The organism is Intestinirhabdus alba (assembly GCF_009711095.1).
GTDB classification, from domain to species: Bacteria; Pseudomonadota; Gammaproteobacteria; order Enterobacterales; family Enterobacteriaceae; genus Intestinirhabdus; species Intestinirhabdus alba.
The window spans coordinates 15,326-37,958 of sequence record NZ_WMJZ01000009.1 but is presented as its reverse complement, the minus strand read 5'-3'; the positions used below and the strand labels follow the sequence as shown (position 1 = coordinate 37,958).

Annotated in this window: 20 protein-coding genes and 1 riboswitch; of the genes, 17 read left to right on the top strand and 3 right to left on the bottom strand. The window is 58.6% G+C overall.

The window, feature by feature from the left end; all coding sequences use genetic code 11:
• Positions 1-80 precede the first annotated feature (80 nt).
• From dauA to GJV78_RS08385, 10 genes are all read left to right on the top strand, one after another.
• Positions 81-1,760, top strand: a complete 1,680-nt coding sequence (gene dauA / locus GJV78_RS08430; protein ID WP_167519462.1) for a C4-dicarboxylic acid transporter DauA — start codon at positions 81-83, stop codon at positions 1,758-1,760.
• Positions 1,761-1,857: 97 nt separating this feature from the next.
• A complete protein-coding gene (locus tag GJV78_RS08425) occupies positions 1,858-2,373 on the top strand; it encodes a GNAT family N-acetyltransferase (protein ID WP_155107909.1) in 516 nt (171 codons plus the stop codon).
• 114 nt (positions 2,374-2,487) lie between these two features.
• A riboswitch (cobalamin riboswitch) is annotated at positions 2,488-2,711 on the top strand.
• Positions 2,712-2,888: 177 nt separating this feature from the next.
• Positions 2,889-3,974, top strand: a complete 1,086-nt coding sequence (locus tag GJV78_RS08420) for an ABC transporter substrate-binding protein (protein ID WP_230979104.1) — start codon at positions 2,889-2,891, stop codon at positions 3,972-3,974.
• A gap of 692 nt (positions 3,975-4,666) precedes the next feature.
• A complete protein-coding gene (locus GJV78_RS08415; protein ID WP_155108001.1) occupies positions 4,667-5,710 on the top strand; it encodes an ABC transporter substrate-binding protein in 1,044 nt (347 codons plus the stop codon).
• 67 nt (positions 5,711-5,777) lie between these two features.
• Entirely contained in the window at positions 5,778-6,845 is a 1,068-nt protein-coding gene (locus GJV78_RS08410) for a FecCD family ABC transporter permease (RefSeq protein WP_155107908.1), read from the top strand.
• Positions 6,842-7,657: an ABC transporter ATP-binding protein gene (locus GJV78_RS08405; RefSeq protein ID WP_155107907.1), complete on the top strand. Its 816-nt coding sequence runs from the start codon at positions 6,842-6,844 to the stop codon at positions 7,655-7,657. Before GJV78_RS08410 ends, GJV78_RS08405 begins: the two co-directional genes overlap by 4 nt.
• A 10-nt stretch (positions 7,658-7,667) precedes the next feature.
• Entirely contained in the window at positions 7,668-8,108 is a 441-nt protein-coding gene (locus tag GJV78_RS08400; RefSeq protein WP_155107906.1) for a pseudoazurin, read from the top strand.
• A 14-nt stretch (positions 8,109-8,122) separates the two neighbouring features.
• On the top strand, positions 8,123-8,665 hold the full coding sequence (petA, locus tag GJV78_RS08395; RefSeq protein ID WP_167519461.1) for a ubiquinol-cytochrome c reductase iron-sulfur subunit: 543 nt from the start codon (positions 8,123-8,125) through the stop codon (positions 8,663-8,665).
• A gap of 1 nt (position 8,666) precedes the next feature.
• Positions 8,667-9,827 carry a cytochrome b gene (locus GJV78_RS08390; protein ID WP_155107905.1) on the top strand — a complete coding sequence of 387 codons (1,161 nt, stop codon included), beginning with the start codon at positions 8,667-8,669 and terminating at the stop codon, positions 9,825-9,827.
• 2 nt (positions 9,828-9,829) lie between these two features.
• Positions 9,830-10,636: a cytochrome c1 gene (locus GJV78_RS08385; RefSeq protein ID WP_155107999.1), complete on the top strand. Its 807-nt coding sequence runs from the start codon at positions 9,830-9,832 to the stop codon at positions 10,634-10,636.
• Positions 10,637-10,671: 35 nt separating this feature from the next.
• On the opposite strand, the gene ychH is transcribed toward GJV78_RS08385, so the two are convergent.
• A complete protein-coding gene (ychH, locus tag GJV78_RS08380) occupies positions 10,672-10,950 on the bottom strand; it encodes a stress-induced protein YchH (protein WP_155107904.1) in 279 nt (92 codons plus the stop codon).
• 275 nt (positions 10,951-11,225) lie between these two features.
• Between ychH and pth the strand changes: the two genes are divergently transcribed.
• Positions 11,226-11,810 carry an aminoacyl-tRNA hydrolase gene (pth, locus tag GJV78_RS08375; protein WP_167519460.1) on the top strand — a complete coding sequence of 195 codons (585 nt, stop codon included), beginning with the start codon at positions 11,226-11,228 and terminating at the stop codon, positions 11,808-11,810.
• Between the two features lie 116 nt (positions 11,811-11,926).
• On the top strand, positions 11,927-13,018 hold the full coding sequence (ychF, locus tag GJV78_RS08370; RefSeq protein ID WP_155107903.1) for a redox-regulated ATPase YchF: 1,092 nt from the start codon (positions 11,927-11,929) through the stop codon (positions 13,016-13,018).
• A 211-nt stretch (positions 13,019-13,229) separates the two neighbouring features.
• On the opposite strand, the gene GJV78_RS08365 is transcribed toward ychF, so the two are convergent.
• Positions 13,230-14,105 carry a LysR family transcriptional regulator gene (locus tag GJV78_RS08365; RefSeq protein WP_155107902.1) on the bottom strand — a complete coding sequence of 292 codons (876 nt, stop codon included), beginning with the start codon at positions 14,103-14,105 and terminating at the stop codon, positions 13,230-13,232.
• 605 nt (positions 14,106-14,710) lie between these two features.
• Here GJV78_RS08365 and GJV78_RS08360 point away from each other — a divergent pair.
• Entirely contained in the window at positions 14,711-15,562 is an 852-nt protein-coding gene (locus tag GJV78_RS08360; RefSeq protein ID WP_155107901.1) for a Vmh family MBL fold metallo-hydrolase, read from the top strand.
• A 118-nt stretch (positions 15,563-15,680) separates the two neighbouring features.
• On the opposite strand, the gene GJV78_RS08355 is transcribed toward GJV78_RS08360, so the two are convergent.
• On the bottom strand, positions 15,681-16,970 hold the full coding sequence (locus tag GJV78_RS08355) for a flagellin (protein ID WP_155107900.1): 1,290 nt from the start codon (positions 16,968-16,970) through the stop codon (positions 15,681-15,683).
• A 1,395-nt stretch (positions 16,971-18,365) separates the two neighbouring features.
• Here GJV78_RS08355 and GJV78_RS08350 point away from each other — a divergent pair.
• From GJV78_RS08350 to GJV78_RS08335, 4 genes are all read left to right on the top strand, one after another.
• Complete coding sequence (locus GJV78_RS08350) at positions 18,366-19,103, top strand: YMGG-like glycine zipper-containing protein (protein ID WP_167519458.1); 738 nt, start codon at positions 18,366-18,368, stop codon at positions 19,101-19,103.
• 75 nt (positions 19,104-19,178) lie between these two features.
• Positions 19,179-19,664: a hypothetical protein gene (locus tag GJV78_RS08345; protein WP_155107899.1), complete on the top strand. Its 486-nt coding sequence runs from the start codon at positions 19,179-19,181 to the stop codon at positions 19,662-19,664.
• Positions 19,665-19,863: 199 nt separating this feature from the next.
• Positions 19,864-20,979, top strand: a complete 1,116-nt coding sequence (locus GJV78_RS08340; RefSeq protein ID WP_155107898.1) for a tellurite resistance domain protein — start codon at positions 19,864-19,866, stop codon at positions 20,977-20,979.
• Between the two features lie 211 nt (positions 20,980-21,190).
• Positions 21,191-22,633, top strand: coding sequence for an SrfA family protein (locus GJV78_RS08335; RefSeq protein WP_155107897.1), 1,443 nt, complete (start codon positions 21,191-21,193; stop codon positions 22,631-22,633).

The following is a 22,633-nucleotide window of genomic DNA, read 5'->3' as shown; positions in this document are numbered from 1 at the left end:
TATGCCGGGTATATACATTTGGTGCCTCCTTCACCTGCCATTGACATGACAGATGATGCGCTCATGGATAAAACATTATTGTGAACAACTTATTTTCCTCACATGTGTTGCCTTTCCGCGCCCTCATCGACGCCTGTTGGAAAGAAAAATATACCGCCTCGCGCTTTATGCGTGACGTTATCGCCGGGATCACCGTCGGGATCATCGCCATTCCGCTGGCGATGGCGCTGGCGATTGGCAGCGGCGTTGCGCCGCAGTACGGCCTTTACACCTCGGCGGTCGCCGGGATCGTCATCGCCCTGACCGGCGGCTCGCGCTTTAGCGTCTCCGGGCCGACCGCGGCGTTCGTGGTGATCCTCTATCCGGTTTCGCAGCAGTTCGGGCTGGCCGGACTGCTGGTCGCCACCCTGCTGTCCGGCGTGTTTTTGATTCTCTTTGGCCTGGCCCGCTTTGGCCGCCTGATCGAGTACATTCCCGTCTCGGTCACCCTGGGTTTTACCTCCGGGATCGGCATTACCATCGGCACCATGCAGATCAAGGATTTTCTCGGCCTGCAGCTGGCCCAGGTTCCGGAACATTATCTGCAGAAGGTGGGCGCGCTGTTTATGGCGCTGCCGACCGTCAACCCCGGCGACGCCGCCATCGGCATCGTGACCCTGGGCGTGCTGATCTTCTGGCCGCGGCTGGGCATTCGCCTGCCGGGCCACCTTCCGGCGCTGCTGGCGGGCTGCGCGGTGATGGGCATCGTCAACCTGCTGGGCGGCAGCGTCGCCACCATCGGCTCCCAGTTCCACTATATTCTGGCGGACGGCACCCGGGGCAACGGCATTCCGCAGCTCCTGCCGCAGCTGGTGCTGCCGTGGAATATGCCCGGCTCCGATTTCTCCCTGAGCTGGCGCTCCCTGCGCACCCTGCTGCCGGCGGCGTTTTCGATGGCGATGCTCGGGGCGATTGAATCCCTGCTGTGCGCCGTGGTGCTCGACGGTATGACCGGCACCAAACATAAGGCCAACAGCGAGCTGGTGGGCCAGGGGATAGGCAACCTCGTGGCACCGTTCTTTGGCGGCATTACCGCCACCGCCGCCATCGCCCGCTCGGCGGCCAACGTGCGCGCCGGGGCCACCTCCCCCATTTCGGCGGTCATTCATGCGCTGCTGGTGATCCTCGCCCTGCTTATTCTCGCGCCGCTGCTCTCCTGGCTGCCGCTGTCGGCGATGGCCGCGCTGCTGCTGATGGTGGCATGGAATATGAGCGAGGCGCACAAGGTGGTCAACCTGCTGCGCCAGGCGCCGAAGGATGACATTATCGTCATGCTGATATGTATGTCGCTGACGGTGCTGTTTGATATGGTGATCGCCATCAGCGTCGGGATCGTTCTGGCCTCCCTGCTGTTTATGCGCCGCATTGCGCGGATGACCCGCCTGGCGGCGGTCAACGTCGAGGTTCCGGACGACGTGCTGGTACTGCGCGTCATCGGCCCTCTGTTCTTCGCCGCGGCCGAAGGGCTGTTTAACGATCTGGAGACGCGGCTGGCGGGCAAACGTATCCTGGTGCTGAAGTGGGACGCCGTGCCGGTGCTGGACGCCGGCGGCCTCGACGCCTTCCAGCGCTTTGTCAAACGCCTGCCGGAAGGCTGCGAGCTGCGCGTCAGCAACCTTGAGTTCCAGCCGCTGCGCACGATGGCGCGCGCGGGCGTGAAGCCGATTCCGGGACGCCTGGCCTTCTTCCCCAACCGCGAGGCGGCGCTCGCGGATCTGTGACCTGCCGCCGCTGCCGGCCCTGATAACCGGCAGCGGCTGCTTTTCTTTGCCCAGCTTGTTATGCTCTCCGTTCGCTTTCCCTCAGGAGCACCACGCTATGAACACCGTTACGCTGCGCGAGCTATCCCGCGAGGATATTCCTGCGGTGCAGTTATTTCTGGTTAGCCACCTGAACGCATTCTTCCGGGCCGGGAGAGCTACCCCTGCCGCCGACGAGGACGTTTTCCGGCTGCGGCAGCAGTTTATCCAGCGGCCGGAGAATCTGCTGCTCTGCGCCTGGAACGGCGAGCGGGAGCTGGTCGCCACCCTGGCTGCCTGCCGCTACGATGACCGCATCACCGAGCTGCGCGGACGCTATACCCCGGCGACAACGGCGGAAATTTGCCGCTGCTACGTTGACAGGGAGTATCGTCGACAGGGCATCGGCCGCCGGATGCTGGCGGCTGCCGGGGAGTTCTGCCAGCGCCAGGGTTATACCATGCTCTATCTGCATACCCACCATTTCCTGCCCGGCGGCTATCGCTTCTGGCTGGATAATGATTTTCAGGTCGTTATGGAGATGCACGACGACTGGCAGCTGGTGCATATGGAAAAGTCGTTGCCCGCAAAATAGCGTTCCCGGATCTCGTCGGAAACGGCCGCGTCCCCAGGGGCGGCGGGGATAAATAAAAAATCGATCCGCCGTCAATACTTTTAAACCCTTTTATTGATCGGATTAATAAATACCGCTACAGTCCCCGGCGACAGCATTTCAGTACCTCTTTCAGGTATTGATCCGGAATATGGTGTGGATAAATTCCAAAGCCATAACTGCCCCCGCAACTGTAGGCGGATACAGAATTATTCTCGTGCGGCAAATTTGCCGCAGGCCACTGTAAAGCAGCGCTTTATGGGAAGGCTAATAATCTGATTACCGCGAGTCAGGAGACCTGCTGTCGAGGCTGTAAACCATTAAATGGGCGGGAGGGTCCATGAGATGATATGTCTGACACAGACGGTAGTGAAATACCGGGCCTTGCCCAATCCGCAATCTGAGATGCAGATTGTTTGTCGCGGGCCATCGTTAACTTTCACAATGCAATATCATCGCTCATCATGGCCGTTCCGCTACAGGAACCGCAATAAGGTATGGCCGGAAGTTCAGATTCCGGCAGCAACGGGACGATGATAATGCACGTTAACTTTACCTCTTTATTCGCTAAAAAAACGCTTCTGGGTGCCGCGCTGCTGCTGGTCTCCGGCTTCTCAGGCGCGGCGAAAACCCACTATCCCCTGACGATTAACAACTGCGGTCGCGCGTTGACCTTCAGCCAGCCCCCTGCCCGGGTGGCGACGGTGGGGCAAAACAGCACCGAGATCCTCTACGCGCTGGGGCTGGCCGATCGCGTGGTCGGCACCTCGCTGTGGTTCGGCCCGGTTGCAAAGGCCTGGAAGGCCGCCAACGACAAAGTGCCCCTGATTGCCCGGGACTTTCCCAGCCTTGAGGGCATTATTGCTAAAAAGCCGGATCTGGTCGCCAACCAGTTTGAGTGGCACATCGGCCCGGCAGGCGCGGTCGCCTCTTATGAACAGTTCAGCGAGCTGGGTATCCCGGTCTACACCGCCCCCGCCGACTGCGCAAAAGATAATCAGGATGGCGGCGACGGCGTACGCAAAGGCATGTTTGATATCGGGCTGGTGTACCAGGAGGTGGCCGACCTTGCCGCCATTTTCGACGTTCAGGAACGGGGCGACGCGCTGATCGCCAGCCTGAAGGCGCGGGAGGCGGCGGCAAGAGACAAGATCGCCAGCGCGGGTAAAAACGTCTCCGCCGTCTTCTGGTTCTCCAGCGCCGATCTACAGCTCGCTCCCTACGTTGCCGGCAGGTTCGGCCCCGCCGCGTGGATCGCCCAGACCCTGGGCATCAGGAACGTCATTGATTCCGCCGAAGAGTGGCCGGCGGTCGGCTGGGAGACCATCGCCAAATCCGACCCGACGCTTATTGTGCTGGGCGAAATGAGCCGCCGCCACTTCCCGGCCGACGACTGGCGGGTGAAAAAGGATTACCTGCGCGCCGATCCGGTCACCCGGCTGCTGCCGGCGGTACAGAAGGATCGCCTGCCGGTGATTGACGCACAGACGATGAACGCCGGGCTGCGCACCATCGACGGCGTGGAAAAACTCGCCGACGCGCTGGTCGAATACGGCCTGGCCCGTCCGCCGGTGCCGCGGTAATTTTTGCCGTGCCGCGCCCTTCCCGGCCCGCTTAACCCACTCCTGACCAGAGGCGGAGGATAGCGGGCCGCTCTGTCGCGTTTTGCCAGGGGAACACCGGACCAGGGGCTGGCGTTTCCGGCAGCATAATGGCTTTGCGCCGCCGTTTTTTTCAGCGGAGAGATTAGTTGATCAAAGTCAATTGATTCTCATTTAGCTTTTTTGCCGCCGTTGCCAACTGGCTATAGATGGCCGATAAAACCGGCATAAGTTTTTGATAAGTAGCTAAAAAAATCAAAGACATCCTCCACCATCTTCGCTATTCCAGCCGGTTGACCTAGTGGATAAATGCCGATACAGTCGCCTCCGACAGCTTTTCCGCAGGCGCTATTTTATCGTTTAAAAGCAGGATCATGGCGCTTCCCGCAATAAAACGGCAGGGGAGAGTATTCTGGCGGAAGGTTGGCTGTCAGGGCTGTATTCCACCAGATGGGCGGGCGGAACATTGGGGTGATTATCTGACACAGGCGATAAAGTGCCGGGCAGGCTGACTAATGGCCCGCGCCGGTGAACGTGACCGGCACACGGCGATGCCCGCCGCCGGGGCTAAATTTCATCGCGCCGGGTCACCAGACATCCTGATTCTGCCGCTACAGGGACTGCAATAAGGCATGGCCGGAAGCTCCGATTCCGGCATCAACGGGACGATGATAATGCACATTAACTTTACCTCTCTTTTCGCCAGAAGCGCGCTGCTGGGCACCGCGCTGCTGCTGGTCTCCGGCTTCTCAGGCGCGGCGAAAACCCACTATCCCCTGACGATTAACAACTGCGGCCGCGCGTTGACCTTCAGCCAGCCCCCTGCCCGGGTGGCGACGGTGGGGCAAAACAGCACCGAAATCCTCTACGCGCTGGGGCTGGCGGATCGCGTGGTCGGCACCTCGCTGTGGTTCGGCCCGGTTGCAAAGGCCTGGAAGGCCGCCAACGACAAGGTGCCCCTGATTGCCCAGGATATTCCCAGCTTCGAGGGCATTATTGCTAAAAAGCCGGATCTGGTCGCCAGCCAGTTTGAGTGGCAAATCGGCCCCGCCGGCACCGTCGCCACCTATGAGCAGTTCCGGGAACTTAACGTTCCGGTCTACACCGCCCCCGCCGACTGCGCGAAGGATAACGAAGACAGCATCGACGGCGTGCGTAAGAGCATGTTTGATATCGGGCTGGTGTACCAGGAGGTGGCCGACCTCGCCGCCATTTTCGATGTTCAGGAGCGGGGGGAGGCGCTGATCGCCAGCCTGAAGGCGCGGGAGGCGGCGGCAAGAAACAAGATTGCCGGGGCGGATAAAAACGTTTCCGCTGTCTTCTGGTTCTCCAGCGCCGATCTGCAGCTCGATCCCTACGTTGCCGGCAGATTCGGCCCCGCCGCGTGGATCGCCCAGACCCTGGGCATCAGGAACGTCATTGATTCCGCCGAAGAGTGGCCGACGGTCGGCTGGGAGACCATCGCCAAATCCGCCCCGACGCTTATCGTGCTGGGCGAAATGAGCCGCCGCCGCTTCCCGGCCGACGACTGGCAGGTGAAAAAAGATTATCTGCGCTCGGATCCGGTTACCCGGCTGCTGCCCGCCGTGCAGAAGGGCCGCCTGCCGGTGGTTGACGTGCAGACGATGAACGCCGGGCTGCGCACCATCGACGGCGTGGAAAAGCTCGCCGACGCGCTGGTCGAATATGGCCTGGCCCGTCCGCAGGCGTCGCAGTAATTTTCGCCGCGCGTCTGGCCCTTCCCGGCCCGGCGCGCGTGACTCACCCCATAAACACAGGTAAAAGATGAGCGACTTATGCAGGACGCGGCGCGCCGTGGCTCAGCTCGCGCTGAGAACCGGCGGCCATACGCTTTGGGTTACCGCGCTGTTAGGCTGTGTTTTGCTGGCGGGGATCGCTATCGGCGAAACCGTCATTCCCTGGCGGCACGTGCTGCACACGCTGGCCAACCGCCTGTTTGACGCCCACTATCCGGTGGATGCCCTCGACGCCGGGATCGTCTGGAACTACCGCCTGACCCGGGCGCTGGTCTCCGCCTGCTGCGGTGCCTGCCTGGCCGTGTCGGGGGTGGTGCTGCAGTCGCTGCTGCGCAACGCCCTGGCGGAACCCTATCTGCTGGGCATCTCTGCGGGGGCCTCCACCGGCGCGGTGCTGGTTGCGCTTACCGGGCTGGGCGCGGGGATTGTCAGCATGTCGTTCGGCGCGTTCATCGGCGCGCTGACGGCATTTCTGCTGGTCGTCCTGCTGGCGATGGCGGCGGGAGGACGCCAGGGCGGCGGCCTCACCACCCAGATTATCCTCGCCGGGATCGCCAGCTCCCAGCTGTTCAATGCCCTTACCGCACTGATTATTACCCGCTCCGCCAACGCCGAGCAGGCGCGCGGCATCATGTTCTGGCTGCTGGGTAACCTGAGCGGCGTACGCTGGCCCGACGTGGCGCTGGCGGTTCCCACCGTTCTGATCGGCGTGGCGATCTGCTTCTGCTACGCCCGCCATCTCGACGCCTTCTCCTTCGGCGCGGAATCGGCGGCGTCACTGGGCATTCCGGTCAGGCGAACCCGCACGATGCTTATCGCCGCGGTGACCTGTATGACGGCGATTATGGTCTCCGTGGTTGGCGCAATTGGCTTTGTTGGCCTGGTTGTGCCGCACGCGGCACGGATGCTGGTGGGCAATCAGCACCATCGCCTGCTGCCGGTTAGCGCGCTGGCCGGTGCAATTTTCCTGATCCTCGCCGACGTTATCTCCCGCACGCTGCTGCCGGGGCAGGTTCTGCCAATCGGCGTGATCACCGCGCTGGTCGGTGCCCCGGCGTTTTCGCTTATTCTGATTAGAGGAAACCAGGCCAAATGACCCTGAATCCCGCTCGCTCCCCCGCCGCCACCGACGCCGCCGTTCTTCAGGCTCAGGGCCTGTGCTGGCAGGTGAAGGGCAAACCGATCGTCAATGACGTCTCGCTCAGCGTGGCACCCGGCGAATTCGTTGGTATCATTGGCCCCAACGGTTCGGGCAAGACATCGCTTATTTCTCTGCTGGCCGGGCTGCTGAAACCCACCGCCGGCAGCGTCATTCTGCAGAAAAAGGCGCTGCATCATTATTCGCGACGCCACCTGGCGCAGCGGATGGCGCTGGTTGAACAGCAGGCGGAGACCAGCGAGCGCCTGACCGCCCGCCAGGCCGTTTCGCTGGGGCGCACGCCCTGGCTGAGCCTGCTGACGCCCTGGTCAGAAAAGGATGACGCCATCGTCCAGTCCATGCTGGAGAAGGTCGATCTCCAGCCGCTGCAGCACCGCTGCTGGCATACCTTTTCCGGCGGTGAGAAGCAGCGCCTGCACATCGCCAGGGCGCTGGCGCAGCAGCCGCAGCTGCTGCTGATGGATGAGCCAACCAACCATCTTGATATTCAGCATCAGATTAGCCTGCTCAGCCTTGTGAAGCGTGAAAAGCTCACGGTGGTGGCCGCCCTGCACGATCTGAATCACGCCGCAATGTTCTGCGATCGGATTATCGTGATGAAAGCTGGACGTACGGAGATGCAGGGGCCTCCCGACGCCGTGTTTACGCGCGAGAATCTGCGCGCCTGGTTCGACATTGACGCTATCGTCGAGCGCGAGCCGGACGGCGCGGGCTGTTTTATTCGTTATCAGAGACCCGATGAACCCTAAGGAAGAATCTATGAAATACCTTAAACAGAGTCTGCAGGCGCTGTGCCTGCTCGCCCTCACCGCCACCGCTTTTGCCCAGACTCACGAGGTGCTGATGAAGAACCGCGGCAGCGCAGGGCCGATGGTCTATGAGCCAGATTATCTGGAGATCCAGCCCGGCGATTCGGTGAAGTTTATCCGTAAGCACAGAAGCCACAACGCCGCCTCGATCGCCGAGCTGTCGCCCGCGGGCTATCAGGGGTTCGTCGGTAAAATCGATGAAGAGATTGAGGTGAAGTATGACAAGGCCGGATTCTACGGCATCAAGTGTACGCCGCACTATGCCCAGGGGATGGTAATGCTGATTAAGGTCGGCGACGCCACGCTGCCCGACAGCTATCGCGCCTTTAAGGCACCGGGAGTCGCCAATAAGCGCTTCCAGGCTATCTATTCACGCATCGATCAACAATAAAGGAGCACGCAGCGGTGGAGGATAACAAAGACCGCATTCAGGAGCAGCGCCGGGAATGCCTGTGCAAACTGACAAAGTTTGTCGGTGCCGCCGGCGTCGCCACGGCCGCCTGGCCGCTGATTTCCGCCCTTGGCCCGGATGAAAAAACCGTCGGAGAGAGCGCGCCGCTCGACGTTTCGCTGGCGGGGGTCGCCGCCGGGCAGACCATCAGACGCATCTGGCAGGGCAAACTGATCCTGATCCACCATCGCACGCCGGAGGAGATCGCCGCCGCCCGGCGCGCCGACGGCAGCGCGCTGATCGCTCCTCAGGCTGACAGCGAACGGGTTTCCGCACAATATCCCCAGTGGCTGATTGTGCAGGGCTATTGTCCACACGCCGGCTGCGTGCCAAACGCCCGGCCGGGCGGCCAGGGCTGGATCTGCCCCTGTCACGGCTCTGAATTCGACACCTCCGGGCGCGTCACGCGCGGGCCGGCGACCGCCAATCTGGCGATCCCCGACCACGCCTTTCATCCCGACGGCCTGAGCGTGCGCATTGGCGCGAAGGAAGCCTGAGATGAGCACCAAGCGCGCGCGCGCCCTGGGGTGGCGCATCCCCTTTCCCCGCTCGGTTGCCGGGCTGTGGATCTTCGCCATTGGCGCGATCCTGCTGGTGATGCTTGGCGTACAGATCCTCAGCGGCATCATCCTGGCGATGTTTTACGTGCCGACGCAGGAGCTGGCCTTTGATTCAATCATTCATATTATGCGCGCGGTTAACCACGGCGAGCTGCTGCGCAATATGCACGCTATCGGCGCTTCGCTGTTTTTCTTCGCCTGCTATCTGCATATTTTTCGCGGCATGTACTACAGCGTTTACCGCAGGCCATACGTCAAAATGTGGTTCATCAGCGTCACGCTGTACGTGCTGCTGATGGTCGTCGCTTTTCTCGGCTACAGCCTGGTATGGGGGCAAAAGAGCTACTGGGCGGCGACGGTAATCGCCAGCTTCGCCCGTGCCATTCCCTGGGCAGGCGACACGCTGTACGCCTTTCTGGTAGGCGGCTATGCGCCAGGCACGCCGATGCTCGGTCGTTTTTACGTGCTCCACTTTCTCCTTCCCTTCGTGATTGTGGTCGCCACGCTGTTCCATATCCGTACCGTGCAGTCGGCGTTTGCCCAGGCGATGAAAAAAACCTTCAGCGAGAAGAGCTGCCGAAGGCTGTTATTCGATTACCAGATTACCGATCTTGACGTTATCAAAACGACCCTGTTTTTAATGCTGTTTGCCTGGTTTCTGTTTTTCGCCCCGCACTACCTGAGCAGCGCCGACAACTTTATTCCGGCCGATCCCACGGTTACGCCAGCCGTTGTCGCCCCGGAGTGGTATTTTCTGCCCTTCTTCTCCATCCTGCGCTGCTTTCCCAACGAGCTTGTCGGGCTGACCGCCATGTGCGGCTCGGTGCTGGTTTTCTACTTTCTGCCCTGGCTGGATACTTCGCGCGCCCGCTTTCGCCACTACAGCAGGCTGGTCAAATGCGGTTTCTGGATATGGGTGCTTAACGCCTGCTTCCTGGGCTGGCTGGGGTCGAAAGCGCTGGTAGGCCCCGATCTGACGGACGGCTTCAGCAATGAGGAGGGCTGGATCCGCGCGGCTTCACAGCTTTCCACGCTGATCTACTTCGCCTGGTTTTTGCTGGTGCTGCCCTGCCGCCGCTTTCTGGAAAAGCAGGAGTGATGATGAGACAACATTTACTGAAATATGGCGTGCTGTTGCTCACTTTCTGCACCCTGGGTTCAGCCTGCGGCAAAGAGGCCACGCCGCCGCGACAGGAGTGGAGCTTTAGCGGAATCAGCGGAGGATATGATAAAGCACAGCTGCGGCGCGGCCTGCAGGTGTATGAAGAGAAGTGCCGGGCCTGCCACGGCATGAAGTATCTCACCTTCAGGAGCCTGACCAGACCCGGCGGCCCGGAGCTGAGTGAAGAGGAGGCAAAGCGGCTGGCCAGCGGCTACGTCTTTCCCGACCTTCAGGAAGATGGACAGCCCGGCGAGCGGGAAGGCGCGCTGAACGACAGCTTTATCTCGCCCTATCTTAACGATCGGGAGGCGAAGTATCTGAACAACGGCGCTCTGCCCGTCGATCTCAGCTACATCGTCCGCGCCCGCGGTTACGATCGGGGATTTCCGCAGTTCCTGTTTGACGCTTTTCTGCCCTATACCGATCGGGGAGCGGATTATGTTTTTGCCCTGCTGACCGGGTATCAAAACGACGATCCGGAAATGAAGGCCAACCGCTACTTTCCCGGCGGCGTGATTAATATGCCGAAGCCGTTTACGGACGGCGAAATCGTCTGGCAGGCAGCGCCGGACATCGCACAGACCGAGGCGCAATACGCCAGAGACGTCACCGCCTTTCTGGCCTGGGCGGCCGACCCGGATCTGACGTCACGGAAACGGCAGGGAGCGTACGTGATGGGCTATCTGGCCGTCATGCTGGTGCTGCTTGGGACTTTACGCAGGATGAAGCGGCGCTCACGCCCATAAACGGCGGGGCCGGCGGCAGGCTACCGTCGAGAGGCTCAGCCGTGATGCGGGCCGCCGTTGCGGCGGCAGCGCTTATCGTAGTGGCGTACCCACCAGTAGCGATCGCAGATCTGCTCATGGCCGCCAACCCGGGCACCCGCCAGCCAGAGAATGGCCCCAACGAAAATACTCAGCACCGCGCCGTGAGCGAAAAACTGCGGCAGGTGAAGCTGCGGCAGCTGGTTTAAGATGGAATATCCTACGCCACCCACCATCACCACCAGCCCTACGCCCATCAGCACGTTACCGAGTAAAGAAGCGTTTTTGCGTTTCATATATCACCTCCGGCACTTCGGCTCTTTCAAAGAAAACCCCTGGTCCTTATAAGGGAAGTATAGGCGTCGCCTGGATCAGGAGTGCGTCAGCGATCACAGTTACAACTCTTTTTTCAACAAAACTTTACAAATAAGCGACTGAGACATTTACATTTTTAATAATTACCTATGGCAATTACCTTCTCACCCGGCGTCCGGCGTCGCTCTTTTTTGTCAATCGCCGCCGCAGACAGTAAACTACGCGCCGGTTATGGACATACTCAGGATAAAAAGACGTGACGATTAAATTGATTGTCGGCCTGGCGAACCCCGGCGCAGAGTACGCCGCAACGCGGCACAATGCCGGAGCGTGGTACGTTGACCTGCTGGCGGAGCGGCTGGGTGCCCCGCTGCGCGAAGAGCCAAAGTTCTATGGCTACACCTCAAGAGCGTCGATCGCCGGCAACGACGTCCGTCTGCTGGTGCCGACCACCTTTATGAATCTGAGCGGTAAAGCGGTCAGCGCGCTGGCGGCTTTTTATCGTATCGCGCCCGATGAGATCCTGGTGGCGCACGACGAGCTGGACCTCCTCCCCGGCGTCGCCAAATTCAAATGTGGCGGCGGGCACGGCGGGCACAACGGCCTGAAAGATATCATCAGCCGGCTCGGCAATAACCCGAACTTTCACCGCTTACGCCTGGGAATCGGCCATCCCGGCGATAAAAACAAGGTTGTCGGCTTTGTGCTGGGCAAGCCGCCGGTCAGCGAGCAGAAGCTGATCGATGAAGCCATTGACGAAGCGGCGCGCTGTACCGAGCTGTGGTTTAAGGATGGCTTAGCGAAGGCGACCAGTCGACTACACGCCTTTAAGGCACAATAAGCGGCCGCAGGCGACATTTTTAGCGAGCGCCGTGTATAATGAGCGAAGCTCTTTCCATTTCTACAATCTGTTTTATGTAACAGGTTGATTATCAAGATATTAAGGTGATTTACATCATGGGATTCAAATGCGGTATCGTTGGTTTACCCAACGTCGGGAAATCCACCCTGTTCAACGCGCTGACCAAAGCCGGTATTGAAGCGGCAAACTTCCCGTTCTGCACCATCGAACCGAATACCGGCGTGGTGCCGATGCCCGATCCGCGCCTCGACCAGCTGGCGGAAATTGTCAAGCCACAGCGCACGCTTCCCACCACCATGGAGTTTGTTGATATCGCAGGCCTGGTAAAAGGCGCATCCAAAGGCGAAGGCCTCGGTAACCAGTTCCTGACCAACATCCGTGAAACCGAAGCGATCGGCCACGTGGTACGCTGCTTTGAGAACGACAATATTATTCACGTTTCCGGCAAGGTAAACCCGGCGGAAGATATTGACGTCATTAACACCGAGCTGGCGCTGGCGGATCTCGACACCTGTGAACGCGCTATTCACCGTATTTCTAAAAAGGCCAAAGGCGGCGATAAAGACGCGAAGGCCGAACTGGCGGCGCTGGAAAAGTGCCTGCCGCACCTGGCGGAAGCCGGTATGCTGCGTTCGCTGGATCTGAGCGATGAAGATAAAGCGGCAATCCGCTATCTGAGCTTCCTGACCCTGAAGCCAACCATGTATATCGCCAACGTTAACGAAGACGGCTTTGAAAATAACCCTTACCTGGATCAGGTGCGGGAAATCGCCGCCAGAGAGGGTTCCGTGGTGGTGCCGGTATGCGCCGCGGTGGAAGCCGATATCGCGGAGCTGGATGACGAAGAGCGCGACGAGTTTATGCAGGAGCTGGGGCTGGAAGAGCCGGGCCTGAACCGCGTTATCCGCGCAGGCTACCGTCTGCTGAACCTGCAGACCTACTTCACCGCAGGCGTAAAAGAGGTTCGCGCGTGGACCATTCCGGTTGGCGCGACCGCGCCCCAGGCCGCCGGTAAAATTCACACCGACTTCGAGAAAGGTTTTATTCGCGCCCAGACCATCGCCTTCGACGATTTTATTACCTATAAAGGCGAACAGGGAGCAAAAGAGGCAGGGAAAATGCGTGCGGAAGGCAAAGATTACATCGTGAAGGATGGCGACGTAATGAACTTCCTGTTTAACGTCTGACTCTACTCTGCCCTTTCCGGCGATCGCTCAACGTACCGGCGAGCAGAATATATATTTTAAATCCACGCCCCGCGTGGATTTTTTATCTTTGTCGTAGCCAGTTAATCTCATCGTATCTCGCCTCGTTAAGAATAATGCGAAATTATTTCTGCCTCTCACCTGAAAGAAAAAGTCCATAACAACAAGCACCTCTTTAGAAAATTTCATAGATTTACTCAAGATGCTGTTTGATTGCGTCAAGAAACAGGCTGAGCGCCGCATGCTGATGATCGCGAGACTGATAAAGGCCGTAAATACTCAGCGGCTGCGGTTCCAGCTGGGGCAACACCTGAATCAGGCGGCCGCTTTCCAGCCCGGCTCGCGCCTCAATTTCTGGCACCATCGCCAGGCCGACATCCGCTGCGGCCATATCGCATAACAGGGATGATATTCCGGCGCTGAAGTTACCGCTTACGGCCACCGATATATCTCCCTTTTCTTTATCGCGAAAGCGCCAGGATTGCCCGGAGAAATGGCTGTAGTATAAGCAATTATGCTGTACCAGATCCTCAGGCGTCATTGGCACGCCGACGCGCTTAAGATAGCCTGGCGAGGCGCACACGATTGACTGACAGGTTCCCAGATAACGTGCAATAGCCCCCGGCTCCGGCTCATTGGTTATGCGAATCGCCAGATCTATTCTGGCTCCCACCAGGCTAACCGGATGGTTATTAATATCGACCTCAATACGCAATGCTGGATAACGGTTCAGGAACGACGGGATAATCGCTCCAAGCAAATGGGTCGCTGTAAAATGGGCGCAGGCGATGCGTAGCGTCCCTGACGGTGTGATTCTGGTCGTCTCCCCTTCGATTCCCTGAGATAACAGAGCCAGCTGCCGGGTTTTCTCCAGCGTTTTCTCACCCGCCGGGGTGATGGTTAGCCTTCGGGTTGACCGATGGATCAGCCGTGAACCTGCCCACTTTTCCATCTCATCAAGATAGCGACTGACCATGGGACGAGAAATACCCAGCGAACGGGCGGCCGCGCTCAGGCTTCCTAGTTCGCAAATGTGGTTATAAGTGATTGCCGCCATGATCCTGTCCATCGCCTCTCCATTTGATCGTTTTATGAAACTCAGCATGTATTGTTTCAGGAATTCTAACAGAAACATAAATCCGTAGAATGCTGTTTATACCCTAAATAATTCGAGTTGCATGAAGGCAGCAAGTGAGCGAATCCCCGGGAGCATAGCGAACTATGTGACCGGGGTGAGTTAGCGTAGCCAACACACATGCAGCTTGAAGTATGACGGGTATACCCGCTAAACGGAGCCTATCGTCATGGCATTTCAGGCCAGATTTTACTGGAATATTTCCCCCTGTGCGGCTGGGATTATAGCGATCGGCTAACGCCCGACGTCCTCCCCGGCAGCACAATTTACCAGGCAGGCTATTTGCGGGGTGAGTCGTCAACGGATTAAAGCTATCGGCTTGCCGTTTAGCTCCGCTTAACCTGGAAAAATCAAGCTCAGGGAGTATTCAGCAAGTGCGAAGTCAATGACGACTGTTAACGTCCCCGACTTCCCAACAACGGCGATTATGATACGAACAGGCACGGCGCGCTGCTGCTCCCCGGAAAGGGTAATGCCCACCGAATGCGCTCTTCGCGCCGCTCCCCGCAACCCACACCGATAAATAAAGAAGGATCACCATGAACATAACTCCCCTTTACCTGGTATTGTCCCTTGCAACCATGCCAGCCTTTGCTGCCCCGCTGCATCTTGATGTCTACAATCCACAGGAAAAAGGTATTTTTCCGGTATCGTCTACCCTGGTCTCCGGACCGAAAGAGGCGGTGTTATTTGATGCCCAGTTCAGCGTCAAAGATGGCGAGAAGTTGGTGCAGATGATCAAAGCCAGCGGCAAAACGCTTAAAGCGATTGTGATTACCTCCAGTGACCCGGACTTCTATTTCGGCCTTGAACCGCTGGTAAAAGCCTTTCCCCAGGCCAAAGTGGTGGCGTCTCAGGCCGTGGTGGATCGGATCAGGGCCACCAAGGACGCCAAGCTGGCATTTTGGGGGCCAAAAATGAAAGATGGCGTACCTACAAACATCATCGTACCGCAGGCGACAAATGCCACACGTTTTACCATAGACGGCGAGCCGGTGGAGCTGAAGCACTCGGGGGAGTACGCCGCCTATGTCTGGATCCCCGCGAACAGAGCCATTCTGGGCGGTACTGGCATTGCTTCCGGACTTCATGTCTGGACAGCAGATGCACAAACTCCGGCGGTTCGTCAGGGCTGGATAGCAGTACTGAGCGAAATGCAATCACTAAAACCGCAGCAGGTCATTCCCGGCCACTATCTGGGCGCGCGTCCGACAAACGATGAGGCAATCACTTTTACCTACAACTATCTGCAAAAGTTTGAGCAGGCGCTTACCAGCCAAAAGGGATCGGCAGCCGCGATCGGGACAATGAAAGCCGCCTATCCAAATCTTGCCGATGAGAGTTCACTCGAATTCAGCGCAAAGGTAAACACCGGGGAGATGAAGTGGTAAACAAGCCAGCGGCGATGCCTGAAGCCAGAGCCTTTCAGCGTGCCGGGGCGCTGAATGGACTCCCGGCCTTCCTGGTGTGGAAGAACTTACCCCGTTAAACGCCAGCATCATGATGCGATTATCTGGTCTCTGGCTTAACGATCCCGCTAAATAATCCTGACTCGCCGCCCGCCTGATATACAAACGGTGGATACAAGCCGCTCCACCGGGTATATATGCTCACGCTGCTGTTAAAAAGATCGTTGTGGATCGTCCAGGGTGCAAAGTCCCTGGATACATAGTTTCCGCTATGCCAGCCGGAGGTTTGACAAGTGCTAAAGAAGCGATATCCCACCTGCCCGACGCTCCGGTCGGGGCCAGGATGTAAAATATAGCCCCCGGACAGCGGCCCGCTGTCTCTGCTATTTTTATCCCCGGGCAGCAGCGCGTTTTTCTGAAGCAGATTGCTGCTAAAACAGGTAGCGGAATCCGCCTCCTCGCCGCTGGCGGCTTCGTCATCAGGCAAATCTGGCGCAAGCAGCAGCCATACCATGGAGCGCATGGCGTCAGCCTGCTTAAGTATACTGATACTATTTTGAGCTAATATACGGCTGCCCGACATGCGCGAAAGCTCCGTCGTATAATCAGTATCTTTAATATTTCCGAGACCGGATACCAGATTGTCATGCATATTCTGAAGATTGCTGGCGGCATAACCCAGCCGGTTTTGCTTTGCGCCTAACAGCCCTCTCATTTGGCTGACCTCATCAAGCGCCTCATTTAAAAGGGCAAGCGCCTGTCGGGCGCGATCTCCGGTAATATCGTCTGTCTGCCCCTGGTCGTCCAGACCAAACGCCTTTCCGGCGCGGCTTAACGCCTGTTCAGTCTTCTCCATCGCCTCGTTGACATTAATATTCATCGTGGCCGCCGTTGATTCGCCTATCTGCAGCGTCAGCCCCTGCTTGCGGGTCAATAAGCCCTTTTCTTCATTCGGCGCGTTATTATCGCCGGGCTGATGAAAAAGCCGCGCACCGCCAAAGCTCGCTCCGTGGAGCAGCGCGACCGCACTCTTTTTCAGTTCAAAAAATACCTTCTGGATGCTCCGCAGATCTTGTTTACTGTGCGTATCGTTAGCGGCCTGTACGGCTAAATCTTTCATTCTGAGCAGAATGGTCGAATACTCGTCCAGCGTGCTCCCGGCAATCTGTATCAGGCTGACGCCGGTGGCAATATTTTTCTGCGCCACCTTCATACCGCTAACCTGTTTTGCCAGCCGCGAGGCTATCTGCAGGCCGGCGGCATCATCAGAGGCCCTGTTAAGACGCTTACCGGTCCCCAGCCTCTCTATAGCCTGGTTTAGCTGTGAATGACTGTTAATGTAACTTCTTATCGCCGCTAAAGAAGATTTATCTACAAATATCGATAGCATGACCTATCCCCAGAAGAGTATTACTCGCCCGTAAACGTAATCGGCACTATTTTTTAAATCCTTAACCTAAGGATCGACTTCCTTGACCAGAGTCAACAAAACGTGCGGGAAAATAATCCACCGGTTTTAACGCCGACGGCCCCATAACCGTAGTTTTATTTTCCTTTAACACGCATTTATCAAACGTCGTAGCTCTCCGGAGAAGAGTGAGTTATCTGGCGGTGAAAATAATGTTTAGCATCGCCCTGCGGGTAAACAAAAAGCCGGATGCGGAGACGGTTTGAGAAAACGCGGATCTTATATCAATGCGCGAATTAAGCTCCCGCGTTGATGCCCTGAGGCCAGAAAATACCGGGTGTCTGCTGCTGATTTCCTCCATCGGAAGATTGCACGGGCGGTGCCGTTTTTTTCTGCATTCGCCAGATCGGAAAAATGGCTGTCCGGTGAAGCGCCCCCGCCAGGGGAAAGGAAATTCTCCCCGATAGTGCGGATTCCCCCAAAATAAAGCCGTTATTCATTACTAATATTCATCAAATGGCGCGTATTCGGCTTATTTAAGCGGCAGGACAACACGCCGAGCCGGCCCGACGGGGCCAGCCCTGGGGCTGTTCAAAACGCGCTGCGTTTTGTCCTGCAACTCGAAGTATGGCGAGTATAACGGGGATATTCGCGCTATTTCTCTGCCTCTGTTAACGCTATCCGGCATCGCCCGTTATTAAAGCCAGCCGCTCTTCGCCCCTCCGGCAGTGGTTATTTTACGCCGTCTCAAACTTCAGTATTGCTTAACTACCGATATATTGTTGAGCGGCTAAAAAATCACGCCGGTGACATCTTTAAAACTCTTCCCGACAAACTTAAATTTTTAATTAATTTGTTTTTTGACATAGATCAACCATAACAGTCTAATATTTTTCGTTTATCTGTAAATAATCATGTAGAGTTAAGACAAATCTTATAACACTATACCACCACCTTCTGTGAAGCCATTTTATATTGCTCCGCAGGGGATATAATTGCCCATGCGAACGTTGAACAAATTCTCTACGTGCCCATTCGAAGCACAGAGCAAAAGGAGCCTGAACGGCTTCCGGGCGCTTGCCACCCCGAAAACCGGATAACGCTGACGTCGACGCAGTCTGGCACGAATCGCATACAAATAAAATTCACGATCGCCGGTGAGAAAATATAAATCCCGCTCCATTTCAACAGCCTTAAAAATAGTCAACGGTGAGCCATAAAGTTAATTACTGTTATCGTCGGCCGGTTGATGATTATAAAGTGAGCGAAGCAACAGTAACTTATATAGGGCAGGCCCGGATTTTTACTTATATGAGATTAACGGTTCACAGAAACGGTTTAACCGTGGCGTAAATTACTTATTTGAGGATAAAACACGTGAATATTTTTAACCGAAGCACGGCATGTCTGTTGGTCTCCGCAACCCTGATGCTGAGCGGCTGCGCCAATACCGGAAGCTCATTGTTATCCGGTACGAAACCCGATCCCCGGCTGACCAGCGGCGAACAGGCAAGCTTCTTCAGCGCTTCGGCCGCGCAGGGCTGCGGAACAGGCGCGCTGGCCGGGGCGGGCCTCGGCGCGCTGACGGGCGCGCTGACCGGCAACAGCAAAGATGCGCTGGTCGGTGCCGCCGTGGGCGGGGCTGCCGGCTGCGTCGTCGGCATGACGGCTAACTACTACCTCGACAGCCTGCAGAAAGAGTATGCCAACACCGCCGATCGCCTGCAGGCTATGAACAACGATATCAGCAAGGATACCGCCGCGCTTGCCAAAACCACCCGGGCGATGCAGCAGGTTATCCGCGATAACCGGGCGATGCTGACCAAAATCAGCCTGCAAAAAGACAATGCCGGATTTGACAAAGCCAGCGCCAGCAAAACCCTGGCGCAGGTTGATGCCAACATCAAGCTGATGAAAGAAAAAATCAAGGTCATGAACGATAAAGAGGCCGCCTATAAAGTCGCCATTAAGGGACAGAAACCGGCCACCGCAGCCGATAAGAAACAGCTGAAGACCCTGAATAAAGAGTATGCCCAGCTCACCCGCCAGATCGCCGCGCTGGAAAATGAAGCGAACGGTCTTTTCGACCAGCGTCAGGCTATTTCTCTGGGTTAACGATCGCGGGCCGGTAAGGTTATCGGCCCCCCTCCGGCCAGTTTTACTGTACAGCCTCACGGCACGGATCTTTTCATGAGAAAACATCTACTACTTACGGCGGCGCTCCTTCTCACCGGCTGCGCGACATCCCCTCAGGAGTGCGATCTGCACGCGCAGGACCCGGGTTTTCTGACCCGACTAAGCTGCGTGACCTCCGGCGGTTACAGGCACAACGTCGACATGCAGGAGCAACAGGTGCGGCAAAGCCAGCGCGATAACCACTACGCCAGACAAACCCTCGCCGATACGCAAAACCAGCAGGCGGCCTCCAGCCAGCGGCTGGCGGACGAGCAGGCCAGCCTGACGGCCCTGCGTGCGGATCTGGCGCAGACCCTGAAGCGCCTTCAGTCCGGCAAAGTAAAAAATCAGCAGGCCCGGCAGCAGATTAAACATCTGCAGGATCTCCAGCAGCAGGCGCTGCGCGCCGACAGCGATGAGGATATCGCCGCCATTCAGCAGAAGGTGGCTGAAGCAAGGGAAAAGGTCGAAGCGCTTGAGCGGGCGAACACCCTGCTTTGAGCTGTGGCCCCCGGCAGCCGCTCTTTGCCGGAAAGGAAGGATATCGACCCAATAGTTTTCGCCTCGCAGCGCGAGCGGGCCTCGTCAGGATGCGCTATGGAGCCGCGCGCATAGCGCCTGAAAACAACGGGTCGCTGTCCTGATATCGCTGACGATGGGCTTCCGGCGCGGCCGAAGCCAGCAACACTACCCCAGGGCCATGCAACGATTAATAAGTGCTGCACCGATTGATGAAACCACTCTTGCCACCTGGAAGGAGACGGTGGCGATTATCCATCGTCATCTTCCTCCCGCGCTGGCGCTGCTTTACGCCTCACCCCGCCGTAGCGCCGGGGGCAATCTCGAATGGTGGACGCCGCGCGAAGGGCTGGCCCGGCCGCAGTCGGCGCTGGACGATGCCGGGCAGCTCCGGCTGCAGAACAAATGTCAGCAATACCAGACGATCCTCGCGGGCCTGACGGAACAACTCGACGCCAGGGGAGATCGAGCGTCGGCCGCGGCGCTGCGTATGCTGCTCACCCGCTCACAGGAGATGACCTGCTACGACGTCGGCGGCGAGCCGGTGCTCATCAACTGGGCGCAGCCCCCCCGGGAAGCGCCCCCGGCCCCCCCCGTCCCGGCTCCGGCAGCGGGACGTAAACGCCTGCTGCCCCGGCTCCTGGCGATCCTGCTGCTGTTACTGCTTCTGCTGGCGCTCGCCTGGTGGTTTATGCATCGCGCCGCTACGGCCCCGCAGACAGAATTGACCCAGCAGAACCCCAGCGTCAGCCTCGCCGGGCGCAAAGACTTTGGCCGGATCACAATTAACCTCACCTGGCAGCGGGGCACCCGTCAGGAGCCGATCGATCTGGATATTGCCGCGTTTATTCGCTTTAAAAACGGCGACAGGCACGGGGTTGAGGCGCTCAGCAAGCTTTCCGGCAGCTACGACAAACCGCCTTTTGTGCGCTTACAGAAAGATCTGCGCGACGGCGACGATGAGGACGGCGAGTGGATCGTCATCAACGGCAGCCGCTGGCAGGAGATGGATGAAGTGCTGATCTACAGCTTCATCTACGGCGGTGCCAGCAGCTGGCAGGGAACAGAGGCCACCATCACCCTTACGGTTCCCGGCCAGCCGCCGATACATACAACGCTCTCCGACGACAGCGAGCTTAGCGGCGTCGCCGCAATCGCCCGATTAAAAAACGTCAACGGCGACATCAAAATTGAACGGCTTAACCGCTTCTTCCCCAACCGGGAGGCGCTGGATAAGCACTATGGCTGGGGCTTTGAATGGTCGCCCGGCGCAAGTAAAAACCAGGCTGTCCCTTAACCGTTCGTGAGCGTCGCGGGCGATCGTTCAGGTCCGACAAGGCGCGAGCCGTAATAGTGGGTTGTTCCGGATGCCCGGCGAGTAACGCGGGAGCGGAGCTGAATGGCCCCGGCCCTGCGGAGCGCGCTTCTGACTCAGCGTCGACGCCACGCCCGGTTCTGGAACACAGCCTGGCCACATACACTAATCACCGCCTCAGAAGGTGCAGACAATGCGAAATTCGATTCAGGGACCGCTGTTGCGTAGCGGGCAAAACTCGGCGTTCAGGGCGCTTGGTGAAACCGGCTATCCGGTGTTCAGAATGGCGTTTCAGCTGCGCGAAGCTATCTACCGGCTGGACGCCGGGCGCAACCTTGCCCGTCATCTTGCCGTTCCGCAAAACGACCAGGGCGGCGATCGCACCGACTGGTACAGCAGCTTTCCCGGCGACGTGATCCCGTGGAGCGCCGCCAGCGAAAGCGAACGCGCCTCCGCGCGCCAGCAGTTCAGTGAGTTTCAGATAGCCGTCCAGGCCCTGAGCGAGCAAATGCGCAATGCGGAGCAGAATAACGCCGGCGGCGATCGCCAGGTCTTTGCCCGGCTCCTGACCTCGGTCGTCCACTTCCCGGATTACGACTTCGTCTATCTGGTCGACGGGGTGCTGGTGATCACCTTCTGGGGCTTTATCCACCCCACCGACGAACCGCGCAATCCCATGCATTGGCTGAATGCCGCTCCCGCTCCGCAGCCGGTATCCGCACAAGCGTCGGTGCCGCCGGTCGCGCCCCTGCCAGCGACCGGCGCGTCGGCCGCAGAGGCCATCACGCTCACCCAGCGCCGTGGCTGCTGCTGGCAATGGCGATGGCGCTGGCTGCTCTGGCCGCTGTTCGCACTGCTGCTGCTGGCGCTGGCGCTGGGGCTGCTGCGCGGCTGCGCCCCTGCCCTTTCCCCGACGGGCCTTACGGATCGGCAGAGCGAGGAGACGCGCTCCGGGTCGCGGGAGCGCAGCGGCGTCGTCGAAGCGCAGAGCGTGACGAAGGCGAACCTGAGAGCGTCCGCCGGGGCCAGCACGGCAGCGGAAGCGCATCTCGCCGCAGAGCGGGCGGCAAGCGCCGCTCACAGCGCCCATCCGCCCCTCGTCGACGATAGCGCCCCGGGCGCTCCCCCGCTCCCGTCAGACCAGCGCGAAGCGGCTGCGCCTGCGGTCGAACCGCCCCCTCCCGCCGTCCCGGCGGTGCCGGACGGCCAGCCCCGGGAGCCACTCTCCCCAATCGCGCCGCCGGCGATACCGGCGCAGGGCGAGCCGCTGAGCTTTCCCCCGACGCTTCCCGACGGCCCCGCCCGTTTTCTGAACGGCCAGTGGCGGGTAAACGGCGGCATTCAGGACACGCTGACGGGCCGCCCGCTGCAGCTGCAGTACACCTTTAAAGAGGGCAACGGCACCGTTAACGTACGCCAGTCCAGCGGCGTTGTCTGCACGGGTTCAGCCGCCGGCGGTATGCAGCAGGGCACCCTGCGCATTACCAGTCCCGAACAGATGAAATGTAGCGACGGTTCGAATTTTATTGTTCCGGCCATTGAGTGCACATCGCCTTCTTCTGGTCACGCCGACTGCGTCGGCAGCAATGACGGAAGCAGCCGCTTCCCTATCCGTATGCTTCAACCCAATACCTAA